The organism is Pseudoalteromonas piscicida (genome assembly GCF_000238315.3).
Taxonomy (GTDB): domain Bacteria; phylum Pseudomonadota; class Gammaproteobacteria; order Enterobacterales; family Alteromonadaceae; genus Pseudoalteromonas; species Pseudoalteromonas piscicida.
This window is the reverse complement of record NZ_CP011924.1, coordinates 1,188,800-1,212,422: the sequence shown is the minus strand read 5'-3', so window position 1 is coordinate 1,212,422 and position 23,623 is coordinate 1,188,800. Positions and strand designations below refer to the sequence as shown.

The window sequence follows — 23,623 nt, the reverse complement described above, 5'->3', positions numbered from 1 at the left end:
TGGTATAACAGCAAACAAAAAGGGCTTCAATTGAAGCCCTTTTTACTACTTAAATTCAAAATTAAGCATTTTCTAGTGCAGCACGCGGGTCAACATATTCCATGTTGAAGCCTTCTGCCACTTCTTTACACGTTACTTGACCTTTCAGAACGTTTAAGCCGTCCATGAAGTGTTTGTCATTTAATAGCGCTTGTTTGTAGCCTAAGTTTGCAAGCTTGATGATGTACGGAAGCGTTGCATTGTTAAGTGCAAACGTTGAAGTACGTGGTACAGCACCAGGCATGTTAGCTACACAGTAGTGAACTACGTCATCAACAATGTATGTTGGTTCTGCGTGTGTAGTCGCTTTAGAAGTCGCGATACAACCACCTTGGTCTATAGCAACGTCAACAATGGCAGCACCTGGCTTCATCGCTTTGATGTGTTCTGCAGTTACAAGCTTAGGCGCCGCTGCACCAGGAATTAGTACGCCGCCGATCACAAGATCTGCTTCTAGTACGTGCTTTTCAAGTGCATCAGCCGTTGAGTAGATAACTTTAGCTTGGCTACCAAACTGTGCATTTAGTGAACGTAGTACGTCGATGCTACGGTCAAGGATAGTAACGTCTGCGCCTAGACCAACAGCCATTTGCGCTGCGTTACGTCCAACCATACCACCACCGATCACAACGACTTTAGCTGGTTCAACACCAGGTACACCACCTAGCAGCATACCACGGCCTTCACGCGACTTTTCAAGCGCTTGAGCACCAGCTTGAATTGACATACGACCAGCAACTTCTGACATTGGCGCTAGCAGTGGAAGACCACCACGCGCATCAGTTACCGTTTCGTATGCGATACAGATAGCACCGCTCTTGATTAGATCTTCTGTTTGTGGAAGGTCTGGTGCTAGGTGAAGGTAAGTAAATAGGATTTGATCTTCACGTAGCATTGCGCGCTCAACAGCTTGAGGCTCTTTTACTTTAACAATCATATCAGCAGTAGCAAAAACTTCTGCCGCTGTGTCTAAAACTTTAGCACCAACTTGAACATAATCTTCGTCAGTAAAACCAATGCCGATACCAGCATTTGTTTCAACAACGACTTCGTGACCGTGATTGATTAGTTCACGAACGCTCGCAGGAACCATACCAACGCGGTATTCGTGGTTTTTTATCTCTTTAGGTACACCAATAATCATAATATTCGCCTCAAAATAAGAACGGGGTAAAATTTTTGACTATTATATTTACCTATAGCCAGTGTGTCTCACTGTTTTAATATTTCAATGTAGTGATATACTCTGAATTAATGAATCATTCAGGATAAAAAACTACACTATGTATCAACAACTAGACAGGATCGACAGAAAGATTTTAGTCGAACTTCAGAAAGATGGCAGAATTTCCAACGTAGAATTAGCCAAACGTATAGGATTGAGCGCTACGCCTTGCTTGGAGCGCGTTAAAAAGCTGGAGCGAGAAGGATTTATTCGAGGTTATAAAGCCGTAGTCGATCCTGCTAAGCTAGGGCAGGGACTTTTAGTGTTTGTTGAAGTGACAGTGAATAAAAACTCGCCTGATGTGTTCGATAGATTTAATCAAGCAGTAAAGCAGCATGACGAAATTATTGAATGTCACCTTGTGTCCGGTAGTTTCGACTATTTATTGAAAACACGAGTGACCGACATGTCTGAATATCGAGGAGTTTTAGGAGAAATTTTACTTAAACTGCCAAACATCAGTGAAAGTCGCACTTTTGTGGTCATGGAAGAAGTAAAAGGAGAAGAAGGAGAAGTAATAAAACCTTGTGCACCTTGAGGTATTTCTTGGTAAGGTGTAAGTATATACAGCAATACTAACGCAAATCACTAATTTGCTGACGTTTTGGGCTTTTATAGTCCAGAAAAGAAACAGAAAAAAGGTTTAATTACAATGCGCTTAAATGGTGTGCAACGCCTCTTAGAGACAGGTTTGATTGTAAGCACGGCTGCAGCAATATTTATGTTGTGTGCGTTGATAAGTTTCGACCCAGCCGATCCTGCTTGGACTCAATCCGGTGAGTACGTAAAAGTAAACAATATAACTGGTGCTGCCGGAGCTTGGCTGGCAGACATTATGCTGCTGAGTTTCGGTTGGCTGGCGTTTTTGATACCAGCGGCGCTGCAGTTTCTTGGCTATTTACTGTTTAAAAAACCACATAAGCTTCTGCAACTAGATTACACCACGCTAGGTTTACGCCTTATTGGCGCGACACTGTTTATTACCTCTGCGAGTGCAATCAGCAGCATCAACTTCGATGATATCTATAATTTCTCATCTGGTGGGGTAGTAGGGGATGTGGTTGCTGGTGCAATGATGCCTGCTTTTAACTTTACCGGCACTTCTATACTGTTACTGTGTTTTTTCTTTGCAGGAATGACACTACTTACCGGTGTATCTTGGGTTGAATTCGTTGATTATTTAGGTGAAAAGGTACTCGCCGGCTTTAGATGGGTACGCGATAGACTGACAGCAGAGCGCAATGTAGAGCAAACGCAGTCAGTTTCACAGAAATCTGAGGGCGCTAGCACCAAAACGGATAGAGTAGAAAGTGAGGCACCAATAATAGCTACTCAGCGAAACGATGATCATGAGCAGGCTCTCCAGCAGCAAACCGATACTGAAATTAATATAGATTTCGATGCTGAAGAAGAACCCAGTGGACTTGGTAAATTAAAAGATAAATTGTTCCGCAAAACTAACACTGAATCTACACCTCAAACTTCGTCTGCACCGCACTCTGATCTACAAGAGAAGAAAGAGCCGTCGGTGTTCGATGAGCTAGATGATATTCTAGAGCAAGAAATCAACTTTTCCGCGATAGAGGATGAGCCACTAGATACTGTCGCGGCTTTAAATGCCTTGGATGAAGCGCCAGTGCACGAAACCAAAGTGGTTTCTCCGGCAAGGCCTCTTAAGCCTAAAGCACCTGAAAAGGCGGCCAATGGTTATCAGCCTCCACCAAGCGCCAAAGAGCAATTTGAAGCGCTTCTAGAAGCTCAGCCACCTGCGGATCCATTGCCTTCATTAGATCTCTTGGATAGACCTGACAAGGCTAAAAATCCAATTTCGCAAGAAGAGTTAGATCAGGTCTCGCGGTTAGTTGAAACTAAACTATTAGACTTCAATGTCCAGGCGCAGGTAGTTGGTGTCTATCCTGGCCCTGTCGTTACGCGTTTTGAGTTAGATCTCGCACCGGGCATTAAAGTGGCTAAGATCACAGGTTTAGCAAAAGACTTAGCGCGTTCATTATCTGCAGTCAGTGTGCGTGTAGTTGAGGTTATCCCAGGCAAAACGTATGTGGGTTTAGAGCTACCTAACAAACACCGTGAAATCGTACGTTTGTCTGAAGTGATAGGTGCCCCTAAGTTTGAACAAAACCCATCACCTTTGACCATGGTACTTGGTAAAGATATCGCGGGCCAACCAGTTGTTGCTGATTTAGGTAAAATGCCTCACCTGCTGGTGGCCGGTACCACTGGTTCTGGTAAGTCAGTGGGCGTTAATGTCATGATCTTAAGCTTGTTATATAAGTCGCCGCCAGAAGATGTGCGAATGATCATGATAGATCCGAAAATGCTTGAGCTTTCAGTTTACGAAGGTATCCCACATTTATTATGCGAAGTGGTTACCGATATGAAAGAGGCAGCAAACGCGCTACGCTGGTGTGTGGGGGAAATGGAACGCCGTTATAAGCTGATGTCGGCACTCGGTGTTCGTAACCTCAAAGGTTACAATCAAAAGATTAAAGACGCTAAAGAAGCGGGTCATCCAATTTTAGATCCACTCTTTAAAGATACAGATGGTATGGCGGATGAACCACAGGAGCTAGATAAATTACCGAGTATCGTGGTCGTTATAGACGAATTTGCCGACATGATGATGATTGTTGGTAAAAAAGTAGAAGAGTTAATAGCACGTATTGCGCAAAAAGCGCGAGCGGCAGGCATACACTTAGTGCTGGCAACACAGCGCCCATCAGTGGATGTTATCACGGGTTTGATCAAAGCGAATATACCAACGCGAATGGCGTTCCAAGTATCAAGTAAGATTGATTCGCGTACAATCTTAGACCAGCAAGGTGCAGAAAACCTGCTGGGTATGGGTGACATGCTCTATCTGCCGCCTGGAACGAGTGTTCCGGTTCGTGTACATGGCGCGTTTGTTGACGATCATGAAGTACATGCCGTAGTGAGTGACTGGAAAGCAAGAGGCAAACCAAACTACGTCGAAGAAATTCTATGCGGTGAAGCAACCGAGGATATTTTACTACCTGGCGAAGCACCGGAAGGTGGGGATGAGGAGTCTGATCCACTTTACGATGAAGCCGTTGGGTTTGTTATTGAAACAGGCAAAGTGTCTGTTTCGAGTGTACAACGTAAGTTAAGGGTTGGTTATAACCGTGCAGCTCGATTAGTTGAGCAGATGGAAATGTCTGGGGTGGTAAGTGCTCCTGGTCATAATGGTGCACGAGATGTATTGGTAAAAGGTGGAGCCAATTAATGAAAAAATTTAAGCAAATTGCGTTGCTAACGGTATTATCAAACCTCTTTATTCAGCCTGTGTGGGCTGATGAGGCTGCGATGCAAAGTCTAAAAGGAAGACTGGCTGAATTAACCAGTTTTCAAGGTAAGTTTGAGCAAATCGTTAAAGATCAAGAAGGCAATGAGTTGCAAACCGGCGAAGGGGCGATAACCTTAGCCCAGCCACTAAAAATCCGCTGGCAACAAGAGATGCCGGATGACACTTTATTTGTATCAAGCGGAGCTACAACCTATTACTACGATACGTTTGCTGAGCAAGTGACTATCCTCGATACGACTAAACTTATTGATACCACGCCGTTTGTGCTACTTACGACCCAAGAGGACAGCCAATGGTTGAAGTACGACGTAGCACTTAACGGTCAAGAATATCTGATCACGCCTAAAAACAAAGTAGACTCGCAGGTAGAGCAACTGACACTGCGTTTTGATGACAAAAACGATGGCTTGGCACTATTGAAAGTGAACGATATTTCTGGTCAAGTCTCTACGTTTAGCTTTAAGGAAAGCAAAGTCAATGCACCAGTAAAAGAGAGTTTGTTTGAGTTTACTATTCCACAAGGAGTGGTCGTAGACGACCAAAGAGGCAGTGACTAGTTTAGGGTTTGATTTTACACCTGATGTACGACCGTTGGCCGCAAGAATGCGGCCAACCTCGTTAGAGCATTATGTTGGGCAGAGCCATATTTTGTCTAAAGGATCTGTACTTTATCGTGCGATTGAATCTGGACGCTGTCATAGCCTGATCCTTTGGGGGCCACCCGGAGTGGGTAAAACCACCCTTGCTGAGATCATAGCCAACTATGCGGATGCAGAGCTTATCAAACTTTCCGCTGTTAGCGCGGGAATTAAAGAGATTCGTGAAGCGGTCGTCGATGCTAAAAATCGATTAGCTCAGTTTGGCAGACGTACGCTGTTATTTGTTGACGAAGTACATCGCTTTAATAAATCCCAGCAAGACGGATTTTTACCTCATATTGAAGACGGCACCTTTATTTTTATTGGTGCGACCACTGAAAATCCTTCTTTTGCACTGAATAACGCGATCTTGTCTCGCGCGCGCGTCTATACTTTACAATCGCTTGCAGAGGATGAATTAGGTCAAGTACTCAAAGATGCGTTGTCACGCGATGAACAGCTGTCGAAATTAGCTATCACCATTGATGACAGCGCACTTGAACTCATCGCCAAAGCAGCTTCGGGAGATGCGAGAAAGGCGCTTAATCTGCTGGAGCAGGCTGTTGACTTAAGTTTTGAGCCAAACTCAAACACTCATTTGGTGAATGAACTTGTACTAAAACAAGTGTTGCCCAGCCAATTATCAAGTTATGACAATAAGGGCGACTTATACTATGACCTAATCTCAGCGTTTCATAAGTCAGTTCGCGGCAGCGCACCAGATGCGGCACTTTATTGGTATTGCAAAATATTAGCAGGCGGTGGCGATCCGCTCTATGTTGCACGGCGATTGCTGGCGATCGCCACTGAAGATATCGGCAATGCAGACCCAAGAGCGATGCAAGTTGCGTTAAATGCTTGGGATATATCTCATCGTGTTGGGCCAAGCGAAGGAGAGCGTGCAATAGCACAGGCAACGCTTTATCTCGCGAGTGCGCCAAAAAGTAACGCGGTCTACATGGCGTTCAATCAAGCTAAACGCGATGCTGCTAGTGATCCAAATTACCCCGTACCAGAACATCTCAGAAATGCACCGACAAAACTAATGAAAGAGTTGGGTTTTGGCGAAGAATACCGTTACGCACATAATGAACCCGGCGCGTTTGCTGCTGGAGAAAATTACTTCCCTGAAGCCATTCAAGAGCGACAATATTATCAACCCACAGACAGGGGACTTGAGAAACAAATCGCTGACAAGCTTAACTATCTACAGACGCAAAATGCGCAAAGTAGCACCAAGAGGTACAAGTAGCGATGCTGATAAATTATCTCACAATTGCGCTAGGTGGAGCGTTTGGTGCAATGTTACGCTTTTTTATCAGCGATATGTCGATAAAACTCTTAGGTAAGGGATTCCCTTTTGGGACGTTGATCGTTAATATTCTTGGTTCATTATTGATGGGTGTGCTTTACGGTTTAATTGAAAAAGAAGTTATTTCAGTTTCTCCATCTAAAACGTTGATAGGTATTGGCTTTTTAGGTGCGCTGACTACTTTTTCTACATTCTCAATGGATTCCTTGTTGTTACTTCAACAAGGGCAATATATGAAAATGGCGTTTAACGTCACATTAAACGTGGTGGCGTGTATCTTTATGGCCTGGGTTGGTCTCTGCCTCATCATGCAAAAAGGTTAAAAAAACAATGTTAGATTCTAAATACTTTCGTCAAGACATCGAGGAAGCCGCTGCGCGTCTGAAAAAGCGTGGTTTTGAACTCGATGTTGCTAAGATCACCGAATTAGAAGAAAAGCGCAAAGCGCTACAAACCAAAACTCAGGAATTACAGAGTGAGCGTAACAGTTCCTCCAAAGCGATTGGTCAAGCTAAAGCGAAAGGGGAAGACGTTCAACCTTTACTAGATGCTGTTGCAAACTTGGGCGACCAATTAAGTGCAGCGAAAGAAGAGCAGGATAAAATTCTTGCTGAACTTAATGACTACGCAATGTCGTTGCCAAACCTCCCTGCTGAAGAGGTACCTGCAGGTGCCGATGAGTCTGAGAATGTTGAAGTAAGCACTTGGGGTGAGCCAAAGCAGTTTGATTTTGAAGTTAAAGATCATGTTGACCTTGGCGAAGCGCTTGATAAGGGTCTCGATTTCGAAACTGGTGTTAAGCTAAGTGGTTCTCGCTTTACAGTGATGCGCGGTGGCGTAGCACGTATGCATAGAGCACTTGTACAACTGATGCTGAATACCCACACTGAGCAAAATGGTTATACCGAAATGTATGTACCATATCTTGTGAATAAAGCGAGCTTGTTTGGCACGGGTCAGCTTCCTAAGTTTGCAGAAGATTTGTTCCATACAGAAGCGTTATCTGAAGACCAAGATGGCTTTAGCCTAATTCCGACGGCAGAAGTACCGTTAACTAACTGCGCTCGTGATGTTATTTACGACGAAAAAGAGCTGCCGATTAAGATGACGGCGCACACGCCTTGTTTTAGAAGCGAAGCAGGTAGTTATGGGCGTGATACGCGCGGACTTATTCGTCAACACCAGTTTGATAAGGTTGAACTTGTCCAGCTTGTAAAACCTGAAGATTCTATGGCTGCGTTAGAAGAGTTAACAGGCCATGCTGAGCAAATTTTACAAGCACTTGGCTTACCTTACAGAAAAGTGGTGCTTTGTACAGGAGACATGGGTTTCGGTGCGACGAAAACGTACGATTTGGAAGTTTGGTTACCAGCGCAAAATACCTACAGAGAAATCTCTTCTTGTTCAAACATGTGGGATTTCCAAGCGCGCCGTATGCAAGCGCGTTTCCGCCGTAGTGGTGAGAAGAAGCCAGAACTACTTCATACTCTTAATGGTTCTGGTTTAGCGGTGGGTCGTACTCTAGTTGCGATTTTAGAAAACTACCAGCAGGCAGATGGATCAATTATTGTGCCTGATGCACTAAAACCATATATGGGTGGTGTAGAGGTTATTAAAGCAAGCTAAGACAGTACTGCTTAATTGAGCTTTGCTCGATTTAAAAACTCAAGTTATTGAAAAGAGGTTGGATTCGTCCAGTCTCTTTTTATTACTATATTATGAATGTTTTTTTACAGAGAAATATAGAAAAACAAGATCATCAACCAATAATTTACGTCTTGAATATCTAGGTATCTATATAAAATTAAAATAATTATGCTTTTTGTGCTCAGCTGTACAAGAATTACATTTCTGATCATTGCATGACTCGCTGAGATGTGATTTATTGAAGGTATGGGTTTGGCCAAATCTCATCGGTAAGTAGCACATCTGTATGAAATACGATGTCGCTCGTGTTTAACTTTTCTCAATAAAATCTTTAATTTAAATTGTTAGTACGAATTGTCATTATATCGCAAGTCACTATCTTCGTTTTGAATGACGTTCGCTTAAGTTTGAACTACACAGTATTAGAAACGCTAATGCTGATCGAGAAAAAGGTGAGGATATTACCTATGAAGAGACAGAAAAGAGACCGTTTAGAAAGAGCACATTCACAAGGATTTAAGGCAGGATTAGCCGGTCGGTCGAAAGAAAATTGTCCCTATCAACAAGTAGAACACAGATCAGAATGGTTAGGCGGATGGCGAGAAGCGATGGATAATCGCAACATCTTTAAAACCTGATACCGAATTTTAGGAGAGCAAAGCCCCAGATGGGGCTTTGTGTGTTTTTAAAGCTATAAAACGATAACAGCGAAAAAGTTAAAATGCGCTGGTATCTTGGAAAAGACCTACTTTCAAATCTTTTGCTTCATAGATCACGCGACCATCAACTTCGACGATACCATCTGCTAGACCCATAAATAGCTTACGTTTGATAACGCGCTTCATTTCAATGCGATAAGTTACTTTTTTAGCAGTCGGTAAGATTTGACCCGTAAACTTCACTTCGCCCACACCGAGTGCACGACCAAGACCAGGACCACCAGACCAACCAAGGAAGAAGCCTACCAATTGCCACATCGCATCCAAACCTAAACAGCCGGGCATTACTGGATCACCTTTGAAGTGGCAGTCGAAGAACCACAGATCAGGGTTGATGTCGAGTTCAGCAATAATTTGACCTTTACCATGCTCACCACCGTCATCATTAATCTGAACGATGCGATCCATCATTAGCATGTTGTCGCTAGGTAGGCGGCAGTTGCCTTCACCAAACATTTCTCCACGACCACATAAAATAAGTTCTTCTTTTGTATAGCTGTTCTTCGGTTCCATAAATCTTCTTCTTAACTTGCAAATTGACGCTACTTTAGCGTACAGATGTACGCTAAACAACTCCGAACAGTTAAAAAGCGTACGGAGACTTGTAAATTTTGCGCTAAAGATATGTCTATTTGATTAAATTTCAAAAAATTGAAGAGATTAAATGCAAATCAGTTCCAATTGGGGGTGATTTATAATGTGAAAATCATTATAATCGGGGATGACTTTTTAGCAGGCTATTTTAGGTGATCTATGATCCTTTTTGTTGACTCTTTGACCGTAATTGATTTTTCATACCTTTGCCCACGTCGTGGTGCGGTAGGTGAAAGCTGGATCACCGATATTGTGTTGCATGGTGAGCTAAACGAAGAGTCTATGGTGTTAGACTTTGCAAAAGTTAAAAAGCAAATCAAGCGTATTATCGACGAAAAGCTGGACCACAAATTAGCGGTACCCAGCGCGCTTGCGTGTAATGCAAAACACAGTGAAGGCCGGTTTGAATTTGATATGCAATTTGATGGGAATCACTTAGCCATGAATGCACCGGAAGAAGCGGTGTGTGTAGTGGAAGGGGATGAAATCAATGAAGCCAATGCAATCGCTTACCTTAAGTCTGTTATTATGCCGCATATGCCTGAAAACGTGAAAGGTTTAGATATAACACTGCGTCCAGAGGCCGCAACTGGCTTCTATTATCACTATAGCCATGGCTTAAAGAAACACGATGGTAACTGTCAGCGTATTATTCATGGTCATCGTTCATTGATTGGTGTGAAGCTAAATGATATCAGCATGCCTAGATTACAAAAACAATGGGCGGATAAATGGCAAGATATCTATCTTGGCAGTGAAGAAGACTTGATTGATCCTAGTTTGCTTCAGTACGTAACCGCGCATGATAAAGATTATGCGTTCGCATATACCTCGTCGCAGGGATATTTTGAGTTGGCGATCAGCAAATCACGTTGCGATATATTACCTTGTGATACAACAGTTGAATGTATTGCGGAGTATCTTGCTGGCCAAATAAAGCTGCAAAACCCACATGATAAGGTTGAAGTAAGAGCGTACGAAGGGGTTGGAAAAGGAGCGATTGCGTATGCTTAAACGTGCAATTGTCATATTGCTTGCGAGCACCACATTATTTGCTGAGGCGCTTGAATTAAAAGGTCACCTGACACAAGGTGGCTTGGTCGTCGGCAAGCTTGAAAATGCAACTGAGATAAAGCTAAACGAGACAAAATTAAAACGCTCGAAAGGTGGCTATTTCGTGTTTGGTTTTGGTCGTGATGCTGAACTTAACCACATCTTGAGTTGGCAATCTGATGATGGTCAAAAGCATCGCCAGGCGATAGTGATCACGAAACGAGATTACGATATAGACAAGATCACGGGGGTGGCGAAAAAGTATGTTTCGCCACCTGAGTCGGTGCTAAAGCGCATACGTGAAGAAGCTCAAGCCGTGTCAAAAGCAAGACAAGGCAATTCGGATTTATTATTCTTTAAAGACCCCGTTTTCAGGCCTGCGAAGGGCCGTATTTCAGGTGTTTATGGTAGCCAAAGATATTTTAATGGTGAGCCAAAACGACCACATTTTGGATTAGATATCGCAAACAAAACGGGTGAGCCGGTCTTAGCGCCGGTATCGGGTAAGGTGGTGTTTGCAAATCCAGATCTTTATTACAGTGGCGGCACTTTGATTATCGACCATGGTCACGGCATTACCTCTACGTATATCCACCTTAGTAAACTGGATGTTAAGGTTGGCGATACGGTAAAAACAGGCGATAAAATCGCTGAAATTGGCGCGACGGGCAGGGTAACTGGCCCGCATTTGGATTGGCGCTTTAATTGGTTCGGGGAACGACTCGATCCGGCTCTACTTATGAAAGATACACTAGCGGATAAAGCAGTAAAAAAATGACAGACGAACAAAGACAAGCCATTGTTGAGCAACGTATTAAAAGCTCAATCACACACGTAACAAAGACCGTATTCCCAGGCCGTACAAACCATCATAACACTCTGTTTGGTGGTGACGCTCTTGCTTGGATGGACGAAGTTGCCTTTATTGCTGCAACGCGTTTTTGCCGCAAACCTTTGGTAACGATTTCGTCAGACCGAGTCGATTTCAAAGAGGCAATTCCTGCTGGTACTTTTGCTGAATTAGTATCGAAAGTAGTGCATGTTGGTAATACCAGCTTAAAGGTTGATGTTGAAATCTATCTTGAAAGAATGCACAAAGATGATAAACACTTAGCAATTACAGGTAGTTTTACCTTTGTTGCCGTAGATGACAATCATAGGCCAACTCCTGTGGTTTGTGACAAAATGCTAAATGGCTTTGACAGCTAGTTTTTCGCTCAGATTTTATTTTTAAAATCTCTAAAACAAATATAGGGCTAAGCCCTATATTTAATATAATATAAAGAACACATCATACAAAAGCTTGTAAAATTGCTACTTGTCAAGAACGGCTAAAGCCCTTTTATGATAATTAATCCAGCCATCATTTGTTATTCGAGTCGAGTTTCTTTCATTCAGAGGACAAATGAGTCACTTTTTACTCATAATTTTTTGACAGTCAAAAAGCCAAAGACCATACTTTTTACCAATACAGTGAAATAGGAGTGGTGCTCATGGCAATTCCAGTAACCGTTGCAGACGATTCTATGATGTCGAGAAAGGCTGTGCTTAGGGCAATACCTGAAGACTGGGATGTCGAGGTCAGTGAGGCAAAAAATGGCAAAGAAGCATTGGTGATGGTTGAGCAGGGCAAAGCTGAGGTGTTATTTTTGGATCTAACCATGCCAGAAATGGATGGTTTTGAAGTTCTTACGCATCTTCACGAGCACCATGCGAAAACCGTGGTAATCGTTATTTCCGCTGATATTCAGCCCGAAGCGAAAAAGTTGGTAGATAAACTCGGCGCGTTTCGCTTTTTGCAAAAGCCACTACAAAAAGAAGAACTACATAACACGCTACAAGAGCTAGGTTTATTATGAATATGCCACTCAGTGAAGAGCAAAGGGATGGCTTGCAAGAGCTAATGAATATATCCATGGGTCAGGCAGCCAACTCTCTAGCTCGATTAATCGAAACTAAAATTAGTTTATCTATCCCTGAAATTACTTCGGTAAGCCCAAATCAACTCAATGAGATCTGTAATACCGCACATGTTTATAGAACGAGGCAGTCATTTTTAGGGGAAATTAAAGGTGAAGTCATTAATCTATTGTCACCGCAAGGCTTACAAGAAATAGCCGAACTTATGGACTACGATAGTCCGCTCGATGACTCTGATCTTAATGAAGTCTTATTAGACTTGTCTAACATTTTGGCTGGTGCATGTTTAAACGGCTTTTCTAGTCAGTTAGAGCTTAAGACCTCATTGACTATGCCAACTATTTATAAACATCAGCTATCCGACGATATTGCTGAGTGGAAAACCACACTAGTGATGAAAATCGCATTTATAATCGAGTCTATTGCTTTTGATTCGAGAGTGATTATCTGTCTGGATGAAAACTCCATTAAAACAGTGATCCAAAAACTTAATGCCATGCTTGGAATAGAGGACTGACTGTGTTTAACGAATTGCAGCGTTATATTCCGGTTGGAATTTGTGTCCTAGACCAAGCACATACGGTGGTTTTTGCGAATGAATTTTTGAAAAACCGGCTACCGGATAACACCCCAAAAAATATTGAGGGCATGTCCATCGATGAGGTATTTCCTGAAGCTGCAAAAATCATTAAGCGGAAATTGAAGAGTGTTTTTGCTTTAAAAGCAGCAAGTTTTAGCTACTGGGAACATCGTCCTCATGTGTTTGAACTAAGCAGCAGCCGTCCTGTTACTGGCGATGAAACTTCAATGTATCAGAATATTCAATATGTGCCGATTTTTGAGCATTCTGAAGAAGTGAAAAAGGTATGCGTGATCATACAAGATGTGACGGAGCTTGCGAGCTATTATCAAGAGCAAAAACGTCTAACCGAAGCATTAGAGATCGAAAAGCAGGAGCTAAAAACACTCAACCTTAAGTTAGAAGCTGCACAAAACCAATTACTACAGTCTGAGAAAATGGCAGCAATTGGCCAATTAGCTGCTGGCGTGGCGCATGAAATCAATAATCCAATTGGTTTTGTGAATTCCAATATTCAAAGTTTAGAAGGCCAGGCTAGCGGACTGTTTGCGATGCTCGCTTTTTATGAATCGAATTTTAGTAAATTTGCCGACAGTGACCTAGCACAGCAGGAGCAGCAGCTCCAAAATCAGCATAGTATCGACTTTTTAAAAGAGGACGTACCTGAATTACTGCAAGAGTGTTTAGAAGGGCTGGACCGAGTATCCAAGATAGTTGAGAGTTTAAAATCGTTTTCTCATGTTGATAACCAGGAGTGGCAAGAGGCAGATCTCATTAAAGGGATTGAAAGCACACTAAAAATAGCAAACAACTCAATTAAGTATCATGCGGTTATCAACAAAACTTACTCCCTTGATGATGAAGTGTTGCTATATTGTCAGCCGATGCAGATTAATCAGGTATTTTTAAACTTAATCATCAATGCTGCACAGTCTATAGAGTCAAGCGGTACGGTAACTATCTCTATCGAAGATAAACAAAGCGAGGTGATTATTGCCATCCAAGACACAGGCAAAGGGATCCCAGCTGAGGACATTAATAAAATTTTTAATCCATTTTTTACCACCAAACCTGTTGGTCAAGGCACTGGCCTTGGGCTGTCTCTATCATATAGCATTGTCGCCAAACACAAGGGCCGCATTCAAGTTGACTCACAAGTCGGTGTCGGCACGACGTTTACGGTATCCTTTCCTAAGCTCAGCGAAGCAGATTTCTCTGACGAATTTACGGATAATTAATTAATCAAACCCAGTTCATAAATAAAGTTAGCCTTCATTAGGTTAGCGTTTCTTTGCAATTCATGTACTCCTTTTTTCTGATTATCCAGTTCTCAATTAGTTGGGTTTAGCTTTCTGACACAGCTTTCATCATCAAAAAATCCACTGTAAAACCGTCACATCGATAAGACTTAACACCGGAGATTATTTATAACTATCTGTTTTTAAATTGATTTGTGCAGATAAGAAATAGTTAAAATAAATTATTGTTCAAATTTTGACAGATAAGAAATGCGAGACTAAAGTAACATATAAGACAAATGAGACGGGGCGAAATATGCAAGCGATCACAGAAAACACACAGTCATTGCAATATCTCACTTTTCAGTCAAGACAGGATTGCTATGCAATTGAGATCCTGTCAATAAAAGAGATCATTGAACTGGGCTCCGTGACAAAAGTCCCCTTGATGCCCGAATTCATTAAAGGAGTGATTAATTTAAGAGGCTCAGTTGTACCCGTTATCGATCTGTCAGCTCGGCTTTGTGGAGAAGTAATAGAAGTTGGCAGACGAACTTGCATCATCATTTGTGAATTCAGTATTGCTGACAACCTCATTGAGATGGGTGTCATTGTTGACGGCGTCAATGAAGTCATAGAAGTTGACGCAAAAGATTTAACCAACTCACCTCAGTTTGGCGCGCAAATCAGAGCTGACTTCATCGCTTCCATGGTAAGGCGCGGCGATGAGCTACTTATCGCGCTAGACCTTGAAAAAGTTCTATCAGTTGAAGAGATGGCTGAGCTAATAGAGTTAAGTGATCGTAGTAGTCACCTTGGGGAGTCAGCATAATGCAGATACTTCCAATTAATGAGCTAAAGGCAATCTACAAGTACTACATTAGCGCTGCGGTGTTGCTAAGCCTAGTATTGTCTCTCACGCTATTACTCAGTGTTCGCGTTGATATTTTATCGCTATCTTCTGTGCTCATTACCAGTGCACTCTTAGCGGTAACGTTAAGGCAGCGTCATTTAACTGCAAAAGTCATTCTCGATTGTGAGGCATTTGCTAGTTATTCGAGTGAGATGCAAGAGCATTGCGAGGTAGAGCAGCACAATACGGAATCTGTTGCCGCGATTTTAGAAACCGTTATTAATCAGGTCTACAGTATTAAGACCTTGGGTAATGACTCGGTTTCAGGGCTTACCCTGCAGTTTTCAGAGCTAAGACAGGCACTAAATAACACTATCGAATCGGCACGAGGTTCTGTAGAAAATTTTGGTGATGATGAACATTGTTTTGCCAAACACAGCCAAGAAGAACTCAATGAAGTCCTGCACAGCTTGCGCGTGGCTCTTGGTTCAAAACTCGAGGTTGTTAATTCCAATCAAGCTGTAAGCCATGCTGCCAAGGAATTAACTGAGCAAACCAAATCCATTCAAAAAATCTCAAAAGAGATCACGTTATTGTCACTCAACGCATCAATCGAAGCTGCAAGAGCGGGGGAAGCCGGTCGGGGGTTTGCTGTGGTAGCGGAAAGGGTGCGTGAGCTTTCGGATATTACCTCAGAAGCTGCAGAGCTTATTATTGAAAAGATGAACGGCTTAACCAATGCCGTTGCTGACAATACTGAAAAGCTCACCGAATCACAGGCACAAGACGTTACGCTTATGGATGACGCTGAATTACATATCCGAAAAGTACTCAATGAGATGGCGACGGTCGCTAATGAGCTGACGCAATCGGTACATGGTTTAGATGATACCGCAAGCAAGATAAAAGCGAACGTCGACGACGCGATAACCGATTTTCAATTTCAAGATAGAGTGAGCCAAAAGCTAGAACACATTTGCAAAGGGCTTACTTCATTAGTCTCGCTATACAGGACAGAAGGTGAGCTAGGCGAGGAAGGGTTGGCTGCATTACAGCAAGAAATGTTCAACTCTTACACCATGAAAGAAGAAAGGGAATGTCATGTTTCAACCACTGAAAATACGTCTCAACACGACCATGTTGAAGATGAAGTAACATTTTTCTAGGAGGTCTTATGACTAAGAAAATTATGATTGTAGATGATTCGGCTTCAATTCGTCAGGTGGCAAAAATGACACTACTCGCTGAAGGTTATGAAGTCATTGACGCCTGTGATGGTCTTGACGCAATCAACAAGCTAGATGATGGCAAAATCAACCTGATCATTAGTGACTTGAATATGCCAAACATGGACGGACTGAGCTTGTTGAAGAAGGTGAAAGAAATGGGTCAATATCGTTTTACGCCTTTTTTGATGCTTACCACAGAATCGGGCTCGGATTTCGTGAGTCAAGGCAAGCAAGCTGGAGCAAAGGCTTGGATGATAAAGCCGTTTAAACCCGAAAAGCTGATTAATACCGTTTCACGTATTTTGGCTTAGGAGCATAAATATGAGCAACTTAACCATTGTGCTGCCAGAAGTATTGACCATTTATGAAGTGAGCAAAGTGGCAGCAAAATGGCAGCTCATGTTAAGCGATGATACGACGGCGGTAGCGATTGACCTTAGCGAGCTGCTGGAGGTGGACGCTGCAGGGTTTCAATTAGTTGTTGCACTCGCACAGTGTTGTACGGAAAGGCCATTATCTGTGATAGGGGTTGATGAGCATCACTCACCTTGTGCCTTATGGCTACTCAATACCTTAGTTGCATCAAACTGCGCGCAAAGGAGGTAAGATGGTTGATTTATCCGAAATTCAAGCGGTCTTTATTGAAGAAGCCAAGGAGTTGGTACTTCAATTTGAAGAAAGTCTCTTGGCAATGGAGTCTATACTGCCAAATAGTGACGACGAGATCATTAACGAGGCGTTTCGTGCTGCACATACCATAAAGGGCTCTGCTGGCGTTGTTGGCTATGACCATATTGTCGACTTTACGCATTTTGTTGAAGCCACTATGGAGCTTCTTCGTGATCACGCGCTAAATCCTTGCGAAAGACTGATTTCGACTCTGCTCGAATGTAATGACCATATAAATGCGTTAATTAAGTGCTTAGAGTCCAACGAAGATTTTCCTCAGGCGTTGACCGATGCTGAAGCTGGGCTGCTAGAAAGTTTAAAGTCATATAGTGGTTTGCAAGACCAAGCCTCAAGTGAGCAAACCGTTGTCGAAAATCAAGAAGCAACGCAGAGCTTTCGAGTCTCAGCGCAGTTTTATAAGGCCTGCATGGTGGATGGTTTTGATCCACTCTCGATTATTCGCTACATCGAAAGTAAAGGTAGTACGGTAGAAGTAGATTGGCTAATTGATGAGGTACCTGCGCTTAACGCGGTCACAGCAGATGAACTAGAATTATGCCATTTTAGAATGCAGCTAGAGATACATCACTCTACGCGAGAAGATATTGATGAAGCATTTGAGTTTATTGCTGCAGAATCAAATATTGAGATAGCCCCAATTGAAGATGATAAGCCAACGCCAACACTTGTCAAAGCTGATAAACAGCCCACCAAAAATAACAAAGTCAAACCAAAGAATCCCGAGCGGATGATGAAAATACCGGCGCAGAAGCTAGATGAATTAGTCAATGAACTTGGCGAGCTGGTTATCGTGTCTGCGGCACTCGAAGATCACACCAAAACAATACGTGACTCGGCCCTTACTGAAATTGTTGAACATATTCAACAACTCGTTAGTGATGTGCAAAGCAGTACACTGCAACTCAGAATGGTACAGATAGGCGAAACGTTCAATCGTTTTAGCCGTGTGGTGCGCGACACCTCAAAGGAGTTGGAAAAACAGGTTTCTTTAGAAATTATGGGGGCTGAAACCGAACTTGATAAATCAATGGTTGAAAAGATAGTCGACCCTCTTACGCATTTAGTTCGCAATGCCATTGATCATGGTATGGAGCCACCTGCACAACGAGCGGACAGTGGAAAACCTGAATACGGTACTTTATCACTCAAAGCCTTTCATGATTCTGGCAGTATTGTAATAGAGATCAGCGACGATGGACGTGGGCTAGACAAAGAAAAAATTAAAGAAAAAGCAATTCAGCGTAATCTGATCTCACCTGATACTGAGCTTACCGACAAAGAAATTGCTAACTTAATCTTCGAACCAGGTTTTTCCACAGCCGAAAAAATATCAAATATCTCGGGACGCGGCGTTGGCATGGATGTGGTGAGGAAAAACATTGAAGCGGTACGTGGAACGGTGAGTGTTGAATCTGTCGAGCACCAAGGTACGTGTTTCCAACTCAGGTTGCCGTTAACCATGGCCATTATCGATGGTTTTATGGTGAGTGTTGCTGATGCTAAGTTCGTCATTCCACTCGATATGGTTACAGAGTGTATTGAACTTCCGCTTGGCAATGGGGCAACTCGTCAAACCGATTACATTAATCTTCGCGGTACGGTGCTGCCATTTATTCATTTGAGTCGTATTTTCGACTTACCGACGAACCCTAAGATCAGACCAAGTATTGTCGTTGTGAAGTACGGCCAGTTGCGAGCAGGCATCGTCGTCGATCAGCTGTTAGGTGAGTTTCAAACGGTCATCAAACCACTCGGTGCGTTATTTGAAAAGATGTCGGGGATCAGTGGCTCAAGTATTTTAGGGTCAGGAGACATTGCGCTCATTCTTGATGTACCAAAGCTTATTCATGATTTTGCTCATGAACCTGAATCTAGAAAATTAGCTAACTCTTAATAAGGGGATATACAATGGGAATTTTACCAGCAATCTTTGACAAACAAGTTAATCAGCTGTCAAAGGCAGTCGTAAACGCGATTGAACACTCAGATCTTACCCAAGTAAACCCCGCTTTATATGAAGGGGAAGCCAAAACACTTGCGACCAATGTGTTAAGTTTGCTTAAAAGTAACGCAGAGTTAGCGGCTATCGAAACCACAGGCACCTTTGCTGCACTCTTAGATGGTGCTGGTCGGATTGTTCATCAAAGCAATCAATTTACCCGGCTTATTGCAAATAACGCACAAAGTGATGGTGGATATATTATTGATATGCTGTCATTGCACAATAACTTTTCCGAGCTGATAGACAAAGCAACCACTGTTAATATACCTAGTGGATCTTATCAATTAGAAATCATGAAATTAGCACAGCCCATTGCTAACTGTAGTTTCGTGGCTAAATTAATCAGCCAAGCGAGTTTGAGCGCTGGAAGTAATAGCGATTTTTATAAACAAGCCATGGATTACAGTACCGCTTGCATTATGCTGGCTGATGAAAATTACGACATTGTTTATATAAATCGTGCTATGCGAGACATGTTACTCAGGTTAGAAAGTGCGATCCAAAGCACGTTACCTACCTTTTGCGTTGACAAACTGGTGGGAGGAAGTATTGACCAATTCCACCGTAATCCAAGCCACCAGCGTACTATGTTAGCGAGTTTAACCTCAACGCACGTTGCGAGACTAGGGTTTGGTGAGCACAGCTTGGAGCTCATGATCACCCCTGTATTTGATGAAGACAATAAGCGTATTTCTACTACGGTTGAGTGGAAAGACGTAACTGATGAAAAGCGTAAAGAGCGCTTGTTAGAAGAAGAGTTTGGTGTTGCCTTCCAAGCGGTAGCTTGCGGGGAATTTGACAGACGCATTGAAGCCAATGAATTAGAGGGATCGATAGGCAGAATTGCAGAGGCATATAATAAGTCGATGGAAGTGCTGGAATCGGTACTTGAGGACAATTTTGCCGTGCTAAACGCAGTGAGTGAAGGTAACTTATCATTAAAGCCCAAAGTACAAGCACAAGGGCTTTTAGGTGAGCTGGCGCAACGTACAGCCAATCTCACCGATGTGTTAGATACCTTAGCGAACGATATCGTCGAGTTGGTTTCACAAGCGGTCAAAGGAAACATCCAAAATCGCGCCGATACCTCAAACTATGCCGGCGCATTTAAAACCATGACTGATGGTCTTAACGAGGTATTGGAAGCGACTGAAAAGCCAATTCAAGAAATTGCTAATGTCATGGAGGGGTTAAAAGAAGGCCGCCTTGATGTTGAGATTGCAGGAAGCTATTCAGGTGTCTATGACGAGTTGAAACAAAGCGTAAATAGTACAATCTCCAGTTTAAGTCGCATTATTTGTGATGTTCGTTCTAACTCAGAATCGCTAGCACAGGCATCGACCGAAGTCTCCTCTACAGCCCAGTCACTGGCACAAAGTGCAAGCGAACAAGCCTCATCAGTTGAAGAGACATCAGCCTCTGTAGAGCAAATGACGGCATCCATTGCACAAAATGCAGAAAACTCTAAAATCACTGACGGTATGGCATCTAAAGCGGCAGGTGAAGCACAAGAAGGCGGTAGCGCCGTGGAAGAGACCGTATCGGCCATGAAACAAATTGCTTCTAAGATAGGTATTGTTGATGACATTGCTTATCAAACGAATCTGTTGGCACTCAACGCTGCCATAGAAGCGGCTCGAGCTGGAGAGCATGGTAAAGGGTTTGCTGTGGTGGCTGCAGAAGTCAGAAAGCTTGCTGAGCGATCTCAATTTGCAGCGCAGGAAATATCTCAGTTAGCATCTGGCTCAGTCAGCAAAGCCGAGCGAGCTGGTAGTCTACTTGCTGAAATCGTGCCTGCGATTGGTAAAACCTCTGATTTAGTACAAGAGATCTCCGCAGCGTCAGACGAACAAGCGGCAGGTGTTGGCCAAATCAACGACTCGATGAATCAAATCACCCAGCTAACGCAGCAAAATGCGTCATCGTCAGAAGAACTAGCAGCTACCGCGGAAGAAATGTCCAGTCAAGCAGAGACGCTTACCCAGCTCGTCGCCTATTTTAAAATCGGAGACATTGAAAGCCAAAGCAAAATCCGAGTGTTAGAAGGAGGCAAGCCGCAATCAGAAGCACAACCCGTCGCCGAGCGAAAAGAAGTGAGTGCTGGGCAAGCTCGCTCAAAAGAGCACTTTGAACAGTTCTAAGGAGGTGCCACATGATTGGGGACTTTATTAGCGATCAAGAATTTACCTGTATTGCTGACTTCTTCAAAGCCGAATCAGGAATACATCTTAGGGATCATAAAAAGAACTTAGTCTGTGGACGACTAAATCAAAGACTGAGGATTTTAGGATTAAGTAGCTATGGTGAGTACATTGAGTATCTAAAGATACCCAATAACAAAGGTGAGCGAAATATGTGCATCGACTTGCTGACTACCAATGAAACCTATTTCTTCAGAGAGCGTAAACACTTTGAAAAGCTCGCAGAGCTGTTTACCACGTACTACCAAAAGTCTGCACCAGATATTTGGTGTGCGGCTTGCTCTTCTGGCGAAGAGGCATACACCTTGGCCATGTGCACGCAGGAGTATTATGGTCACGGGAATTGGGTGGTGCGTGCCAGTGATATTTCTGAGCGGATGCTGGATTTAGCGAAAAAGGCAATTTACCCCTTACATCGTGCTAAAAACATTCCTGACGAATATCTAAGGAAATACTGTCTAAATGGCGTCGGAGAGAAGACCGGCTATATCATGGTGAATGATGAGCTCTATCATAAGGTTAATTTTTTCAAAAATAATCTACTTGTGCCTTATATCGGTGGTAAAGCTGACATAATATTCCTCCGTAACGCACTGATTTATTTTGAAAAAGACGAAAAGGTAAAAATCCTCGAGAATATTTATAGGGCGATGCCGAAGCAAGGTTTTTTGTTTTTAGGACACTCCGAGAGCTTAAATGGCGTGTATGACAAATTTGAGTCAATCGCCCCTGCGGTGTATGCAAAATGTTGATGCCAAACAGAGACGTTGAATCAATATTTTTGCAGCCGGGTAGTTTGGCAATTGAGTCATTTCGTCCAGCAACGCTCAATACCTTGCTGGGGTCCTGTGTTTCATTTGTTTTAGTGTCTAAGCAGCACCAACTAGTTGTTGTCAGTCATATGCTATTGCCAACCACAGAAAAGCCGAATGACGATGAGCCCGCTAAATATGTCGATAAGACTTTTTCGTTGGTTCGCCAATATTTAAAGCGGTTTAGTATCGCTGAGGATTGTGTGGAGATTAAGCTTTTTGGTGGTGGAGAGATGTTCAAAACGTCTTGTTCAGAGACTGTCGGTATGCGAAACATCGAAATGAGTCATAAGCTGATTGACGATTATGGATTTAGGCTTATTGCGCGTGATGTTGGTGGCCCTTATTATCGGAGAATTCAAGTGGATCTCAAGGATGGCTCTTGCCAGGTAGACCGTTTTCATGTTGCGTTATCGAGCAGGAGAGCAACCTGATGTCGAATAAAATTTCTGTCTATATTATCGATGACTCTGCTGTGGTAAGGCAAACGGTCACTGCGATGTTGGAGTATTCGCCTGAAATCTGCGTGACTAAGGTGTTTAGCAACCCTGTCTTGGCGCAGCCCAGCGTGTTGGCAGAGCCGCCAGATGTTATTATTCTTGATATAGAAATGCCACAGATGGATGGCATTACCTTTTTACGCTGGCTCATGGCCAATAAACCTATCCCCGTGATCATTTGTTCATCGCTAACAACCACAGGAGCTCAATTGTCGGTAGAGGCACTCTCTCTTGGCGCATTTGAAATCTTAACTAAACCTGAGTGTGGCTTAAAATCATTTCTTGAGTCTCAACGCGAGCAATTTATTAAAGTGGTTAAGCAAGCGAGATTCTACAGACCAAAGTCCTCTACGGAAGACATAAGCCGCGCGCCTGCTATCAATGTTGCAATGAGCAATACCAACCTTTCCATTAATACCACTGATAAAGTGGTAGCCATCGGCACTTCGACAGGGGGGACGCAAGCGCTTGAGTACATATTTAGTCAATTAGAACCCGAATTGCCTGGTATTGTGGTGGTGCAACATATGCCAGCCAACTTCACTAAAGCCTTTGCTCAAAGGCTAAATGATCTTTCAAAATTAAAGATTAAAGAAGCTGAGCATAACGAACGCGTATTGGCTAACCATGTGTATATCGCGCCAGGAAGCCATCACCTTCAGCTTGTTCGTCGTGGTGCATTCTATTACACTCAGCTCAAAGATGGGCCGCCAGTGCAGCGCCATAAGCCTTCGGTCAATGTATTATTTCAATCTGTTGCGAAGCAAGTTAGAAGCAATGCTATCGGATTTATATTAACCGGAATGGGCGCAGATGGTGCATTTGGTTTGTTAGAAATGAAGAAATCGGGGGCGCAGACTTATGCACAAGATGAAAGCTCCAGTATTGTATTTGGAATGCCCAAAGAGGCCATTAAGCTAAATGCTCACAGTAAAGAAGTGACTCTAGCGGACGTGCCGACGACAATAACTCAATGCTTTTCATAATGTTGCTGTTTTGATAAGCGCAACTCTTGTTTACGCGATTAA

General features: G+C 43.0%; 24 protein-coding genes. 22 read left to right on the top strand and 2 right to left on the bottom strand.

The annotated features are described in order from the left end of the window. Nucleotides 1-61 precede the first annotated feature (61 nt). Complete coding sequence (ald, locus tag PPIS_RS05600; protein ID WP_010372751.1) at nucleotides 62-1,183, bottom strand: alanine dehydrogenase; 1,122 nt, start codon at nucleotides 1,181-1,183, stop codon at nucleotides 62-64. A 139-nt stretch (nucleotides 1,184-1,322) separates the two neighbouring features. On the opposite strand from ald, the gene lrp reads away from it, so the two are divergent. The 7 genes from lrp to rmf all read left to right on the top strand — a co-directional run bounded on the left by lrp (nucleotide 1,323) and on the right by rmf (nucleotide 8,842). Further along, nucleotides 1,323-1,802, top strand: a complete 480-nt coding sequence (lrp, locus tag PPIS_RS05595) for a leucine-responsive transcriptional regulator Lrp (protein ID WP_010372754.1) — start codon at nucleotides 1,323-1,325, stop codon at nucleotides 1,800-1,802. Nucleotides 1,803-1,916: 114 nt separating this feature from the next. Beyond that, nucleotides 1,917-4,526 (top strand): DNA translocase FtsK, encoded by a 2,610-nt coding sequence (locus tag PPIS_RS05590; protein WP_010372757.1) that lies wholly within the window; start codon nucleotides 1,917-1,919, stop codon nucleotides 4,524-4,526. Further along, nucleotides 4,526-5,164 carry an outer membrane lipoprotein periplasmic chaperone LolA gene (gene lolA / locus PPIS_RS05585; RefSeq protein ID WP_010372760.1) on the top strand — a complete coding sequence of 213 codons (639 nt, stop codon included), beginning with the start codon at nucleotides 4,526-4,528 and terminating at the stop codon, nucleotides 5,162-5,164. Before PPIS_RS05590 ends, lolA begins: the two co-directional genes overlap by 1 nt. Further along, entirely contained in the window at nucleotides 5,157-6,497 is a 1,341-nt protein-coding gene (locus PPIS_RS05580; protein ID WP_010372762.1) for a replication-associated recombination protein A, read from the top strand. The genes lolA and PPIS_RS05580 overlap by 8 nt, the downstream gene beginning before the upstream one ends. A gap of 2 nt (nucleotides 6,498-6,499) precedes the next feature. Further along, nucleotides 6,500-6,880: a fluoride efflux transporter CrcB gene (gene crcB / locus PPIS_RS05575; RefSeq protein ID WP_010372765.1), complete on the top strand. Its 381-nt coding sequence runs from the start codon at nucleotides 6,500-6,502 to the stop codon at nucleotides 6,878-6,880. Nucleotides 6,881-6,887: 7 nt separating this feature from the next. Next, complete coding sequence (gene serS, locus PPIS_RS05570; RefSeq protein ID WP_010372768.1) at nucleotides 6,888-8,183, top strand: serine--tRNA ligase; 1,296 nt, start codon at nucleotides 6,888-6,890, stop codon at nucleotides 8,181-8,183. Between the two features lie 488 nt (nucleotides 8,184-8,671). Beyond that, entirely contained in the window at nucleotides 8,672-8,842 is a 171-nt protein-coding gene (gene rmf / locus PPIS_RS05565) for a ribosome modulation factor (protein WP_010372771.1), read from the top strand. A 78-nt stretch (nucleotides 8,843-8,920) separates the two neighbouring features. Here the strand turns inward: rmf and fabA are convergent, their stop codons facing one another. Next, nucleotides 8,921-9,436 (bottom strand): 3-hydroxyacyl-[acyl-carrier-protein] dehydratase FabA, encoded by a 516-nt coding sequence (gene fabA / locus PPIS_RS05560; protein WP_010372774.1) that lies wholly within the window; start codon nucleotides 9,434-9,436, stop codon nucleotides 8,921-8,923. Nucleotides 9,437-9,676: 240 nt separating this feature from the next. On the opposite strand from fabA, the gene PPIS_RS05555 reads away from it, so the two are divergent. The 15 genes from PPIS_RS05555 to PPIS_RS05485 all read left to right on the top strand — a co-directional run bounded on the left by PPIS_RS05555 (nucleotide 9,677) and on the right by PPIS_RS05485 (nucleotide 23,581). Then, nucleotides 9,677-10,531, top strand: coding sequence for a 6-carboxytetrahydropterin synthase (locus PPIS_RS05555; protein ID WP_010372778.1), 855 nt, complete (start codon nucleotides 9,677-9,679; stop codon nucleotides 10,529-10,531). After that, on the top strand, nucleotides 10,524-11,348 hold the full coding sequence (locus tag PPIS_RS05550; protein WP_010372781.1) for a M23 family metallopeptidase: 825 nt from the start codon (nucleotides 10,524-10,526) through the stop codon (nucleotides 11,346-11,348). Before PPIS_RS05555 ends, PPIS_RS05550 begins: the two co-directional genes overlap by 8 nt. Then, entirely contained in the window at nucleotides 11,345-11,779 is a 435-nt protein-coding gene (locus tag PPIS_RS05545; protein ID WP_010372783.1) for an acyl-CoA thioesterase, read from the top strand. Before PPIS_RS05550 ends, PPIS_RS05545 begins: the two co-directional genes overlap by 4 nt. Before the next feature lie 284 nt (nucleotides 11,780-12,063). Continuing rightward, nucleotides 12,064-12,429 (top strand): response regulator, encoded by a 366-nt coding sequence (locus PPIS_RS05540; RefSeq protein ID WP_010372787.1) that lies wholly within the window; start codon nucleotides 12,064-12,066, stop codon nucleotides 12,427-12,429. Beyond that, on the top strand, nucleotides 12,426-13,007 hold the full coding sequence (locus PPIS_RS05535) for a chemotaxis protein CheC (RefSeq protein WP_010372790.1): 582 nt from the start codon (nucleotides 12,426-12,428) through the stop codon (nucleotides 13,005-13,007). Before PPIS_RS05540 ends, PPIS_RS05535 begins: the two co-directional genes overlap by 4 nt. Nucleotides 13,008-13,009: 2 nt before the next feature. Then, nucleotides 13,010-14,308 carry a sensor histidine kinase gene (locus tag PPIS_RS05530; protein WP_010372793.1) on the top strand — a complete coding sequence of 433 codons (1,299 nt, stop codon included), beginning with the start codon at nucleotides 13,010-13,012 and terminating at the stop codon, nucleotides 14,306-14,308. 316 nt (nucleotides 14,309-14,624) lie between these two features. Further along, complete coding sequence (locus PPIS_RS05525; RefSeq protein ID WP_010372797.1) at nucleotides 14,625-15,140, top strand: chemotaxis protein CheW; 516 nt, start codon at nucleotides 14,625-14,627, stop codon at nucleotides 15,138-15,140. Beyond that, nucleotides 15,140-16,327: a methyl-accepting chemotaxis protein gene (locus PPIS_RS05520; protein WP_010372799.1), complete on the top strand. Its 1,188-nt coding sequence runs from the start codon at nucleotides 15,140-15,142 to the stop codon at nucleotides 16,325-16,327. The genes PPIS_RS05525 and PPIS_RS05520 overlap by 1 nt, the downstream gene beginning before the upstream one ends. An 8-nt stretch (nucleotides 16,328-16,335) precedes the next feature. Next, nucleotides 16,336-16,701: a response regulator gene (locus tag PPIS_RS05515; RefSeq protein WP_010372802.1), complete on the top strand. Its 366-nt coding sequence runs from the start codon at nucleotides 16,336-16,338 to the stop codon at nucleotides 16,699-16,701. Nucleotides 16,702-16,711: 10 nt separating this feature from the next. Beyond that, nucleotides 16,712-16,996 carry an STAS domain-containing protein gene (locus PPIS_RS05510; protein WP_010372805.1) on the top strand — a complete coding sequence of 95 codons (285 nt, stop codon included), beginning with the start codon at nucleotides 16,712-16,714 and terminating at the stop codon, nucleotides 16,994-16,996. A gap of 1 nt (nucleotide 16,997) precedes the next feature. Next, nucleotides 16,998-18,974: a chemotaxis protein CheA gene (locus tag PPIS_RS05505; RefSeq protein WP_010372807.1), complete on the top strand. Its 1,977-nt coding sequence runs from the start codon at nucleotides 16,998-17,000 to the stop codon at nucleotides 18,972-18,974. Nucleotides 18,975-18,988: 14 nt separating this feature from the next. Further along, nucleotides 18,989-21,223, top strand: a complete 2,235-nt coding sequence (locus tag PPIS_RS05500) for a methyl-accepting chemotaxis protein (protein WP_010372810.1) — start codon at nucleotides 18,989-18,991, stop codon at nucleotides 21,221-21,223. A gap of 11 nt (nucleotides 21,224-21,234) precedes the next feature. After that, entirely contained in the window at nucleotides 21,235-22,035 is an 801-nt protein-coding gene (locus PPIS_RS05495) for a CheR family methyltransferase (protein WP_010372812.1), read from the top strand. Continuing rightward, a complete protein-coding gene (locus PPIS_RS05490; RefSeq protein ID WP_248694148.1) occupies nucleotides 22,029-22,529 on the top strand; it encodes a chemotaxis protein CheD in 501 nt (166 codons plus the stop codon). The genes PPIS_RS05495 and PPIS_RS05490 overlap by 7 nt, the downstream gene beginning before the upstream one ends. Further along, nucleotides 22,529-23,581 (top strand): protein-glutamate methylesterase/protein-glutamine glutaminase, encoded by a 1,053-nt coding sequence (locus PPIS_RS05485; protein ID WP_010372818.1) that lies wholly within the window; start codon nucleotides 22,529-22,531, stop codon nucleotides 23,579-23,581. Before PPIS_RS05490 ends, PPIS_RS05485 begins: the two co-directional genes overlap by 1 nt. Nucleotides 23,582-23,623: the final 42 nt, after the last annotated feature.

Excerpts from the sequence above, each read along its gene's own strand:
- ald (WP_010372751.1), bottom strand. The coding sequence starts at position 1,183 with ATGATTATTGGTGTACCTAAAGAGATAAAAAACCACGAATACCGCGTT.
- lrp (WP_010372754.1), top strand. The coding sequence starts at position 1,323 with ATGTATCAACAACTAGACAGGATCGACAGAAAGATTTTAGTCGAACTT.
- PPIS_RS05590 (WP_010372757.1), top strand. The coding sequence starts at position 1,917 with ATGCGCTTAAATGGTGTGCAACGCCTCTTAGAGACAGGTTTGATTGTA.
- lolA (WP_010372760.1), top strand. The coding sequence starts at position 4,526 with ATGAAAAAATTTAAGCAAATTGCGTTGCTAACGGTATTATCAAACCTC.
- crcB (WP_010372765.1), top strand. The coding sequence starts at position 6,500 with ATGCTGATAAATTATCTCACAATTGCGCTAGGTGGAGCGTTTGGTGCA.
- serS (WP_010372768.1), top strand. The coding sequence starts at position 6,888 with ATGTTAGATTCTAAATACTTTCGTCAAGACATCGAGGAAGCCGCTGCG.
- rmf (WP_010372771.1), top strand. The coding sequence starts at position 8,672 with ATGAAGAGACAGAAAAGAGACCGTTTAGAAAGAGCACATTCACAAGGA.
- fabA (WP_010372774.1), bottom strand. The coding sequence starts at position 9,436 with ATGGAACCGAAGAACAGCTATACAAAAGAAGAACTTATTTTATGTGGT.
- PPIS_RS05555 (WP_010372778.1), top strand. The coding sequence starts at position 9,677 with ATGATCCTTTTTGTTGACTCTTTGACCGTAATTGATTTTTCATACCTT.
- PPIS_RS05550 (WP_010372781.1), top strand. The coding sequence starts at position 10,524 with ATGCTTAAACGTGCAATTGTCATATTGCTTGCGAGCACCACATTATTT.
- PPIS_RS05545 (WP_010372783.1), top strand. The coding sequence starts at position 11,345 with ATGACAGACGAACAAAGACAAGCCATTGTTGAGCAACGTATTAAAAGC.
- PPIS_RS05540 (WP_010372787.1), top strand. The coding sequence starts at position 12,064 with ATGGCAATTCCAGTAACCGTTGCAGACGATTCTATGATGTCGAGAAAG.
- PPIS_RS05535 (WP_010372790.1), top strand. The coding sequence starts at position 12,426 with ATGAATATGCCACTCAGTGAAGAGCAAAGGGATGGCTTGCAAGAGCTA.
- PPIS_RS05525 (WP_010372797.1), top strand. The coding sequence starts at position 14,625 with ATGCAAGCGATCACAGAAAACACACAGTCATTGCAATATCTCACTTTT.
- PPIS_RS05520 (WP_010372799.1), top strand. The coding sequence starts at position 15,140 with ATGCAGATACTTCCAATTAATGAGCTAAAGGCAATCTACAAGTACTAC.
- PPIS_RS05515 (WP_010372802.1), top strand. The coding sequence starts at position 16,336 with ATGACTAAGAAAATTATGATTGTAGATGATTCGGCTTCAATTCGTCAG.
- PPIS_RS05510 (WP_010372805.1), top strand. The coding sequence starts at position 16,712 with ATGAGCAACTTAACCATTGTGCTGCCAGAAGTATTGACCATTTATGAA.
- PPIS_RS05505 (WP_010372807.1), top strand. The coding sequence starts at position 16,998 with ATGGTTGATTTATCCGAAATTCAAGCGGTCTTTATTGAAGAAGCCAAG.
- PPIS_RS05500 (WP_010372810.1), top strand. The coding sequence starts at position 18,989 with ATGGGAATTTTACCAGCAATCTTTGACAAACAAGTTAATCAGCTGTCA.
- PPIS_RS05495 (WP_010372812.1), top strand. The coding sequence starts at position 21,235 with ATGATTGGGGACTTTATTAGCGATCAAGAATTTACCTGTATTGCTGAC.
- PPIS_RS05490 (WP_248694148.1), top strand. The coding sequence starts at position 22,029 with ATGTTGATGCCAAACAGAGACGTTGAATCAATATTTTTGCAGCCGGGT.
- PPIS_RS05485 (WP_010372818.1), top strand. The coding sequence starts at position 22,529 with ATGTCGAATAAAATTTCTGTCTATATTATCGATGACTCTGCTGTGGTA.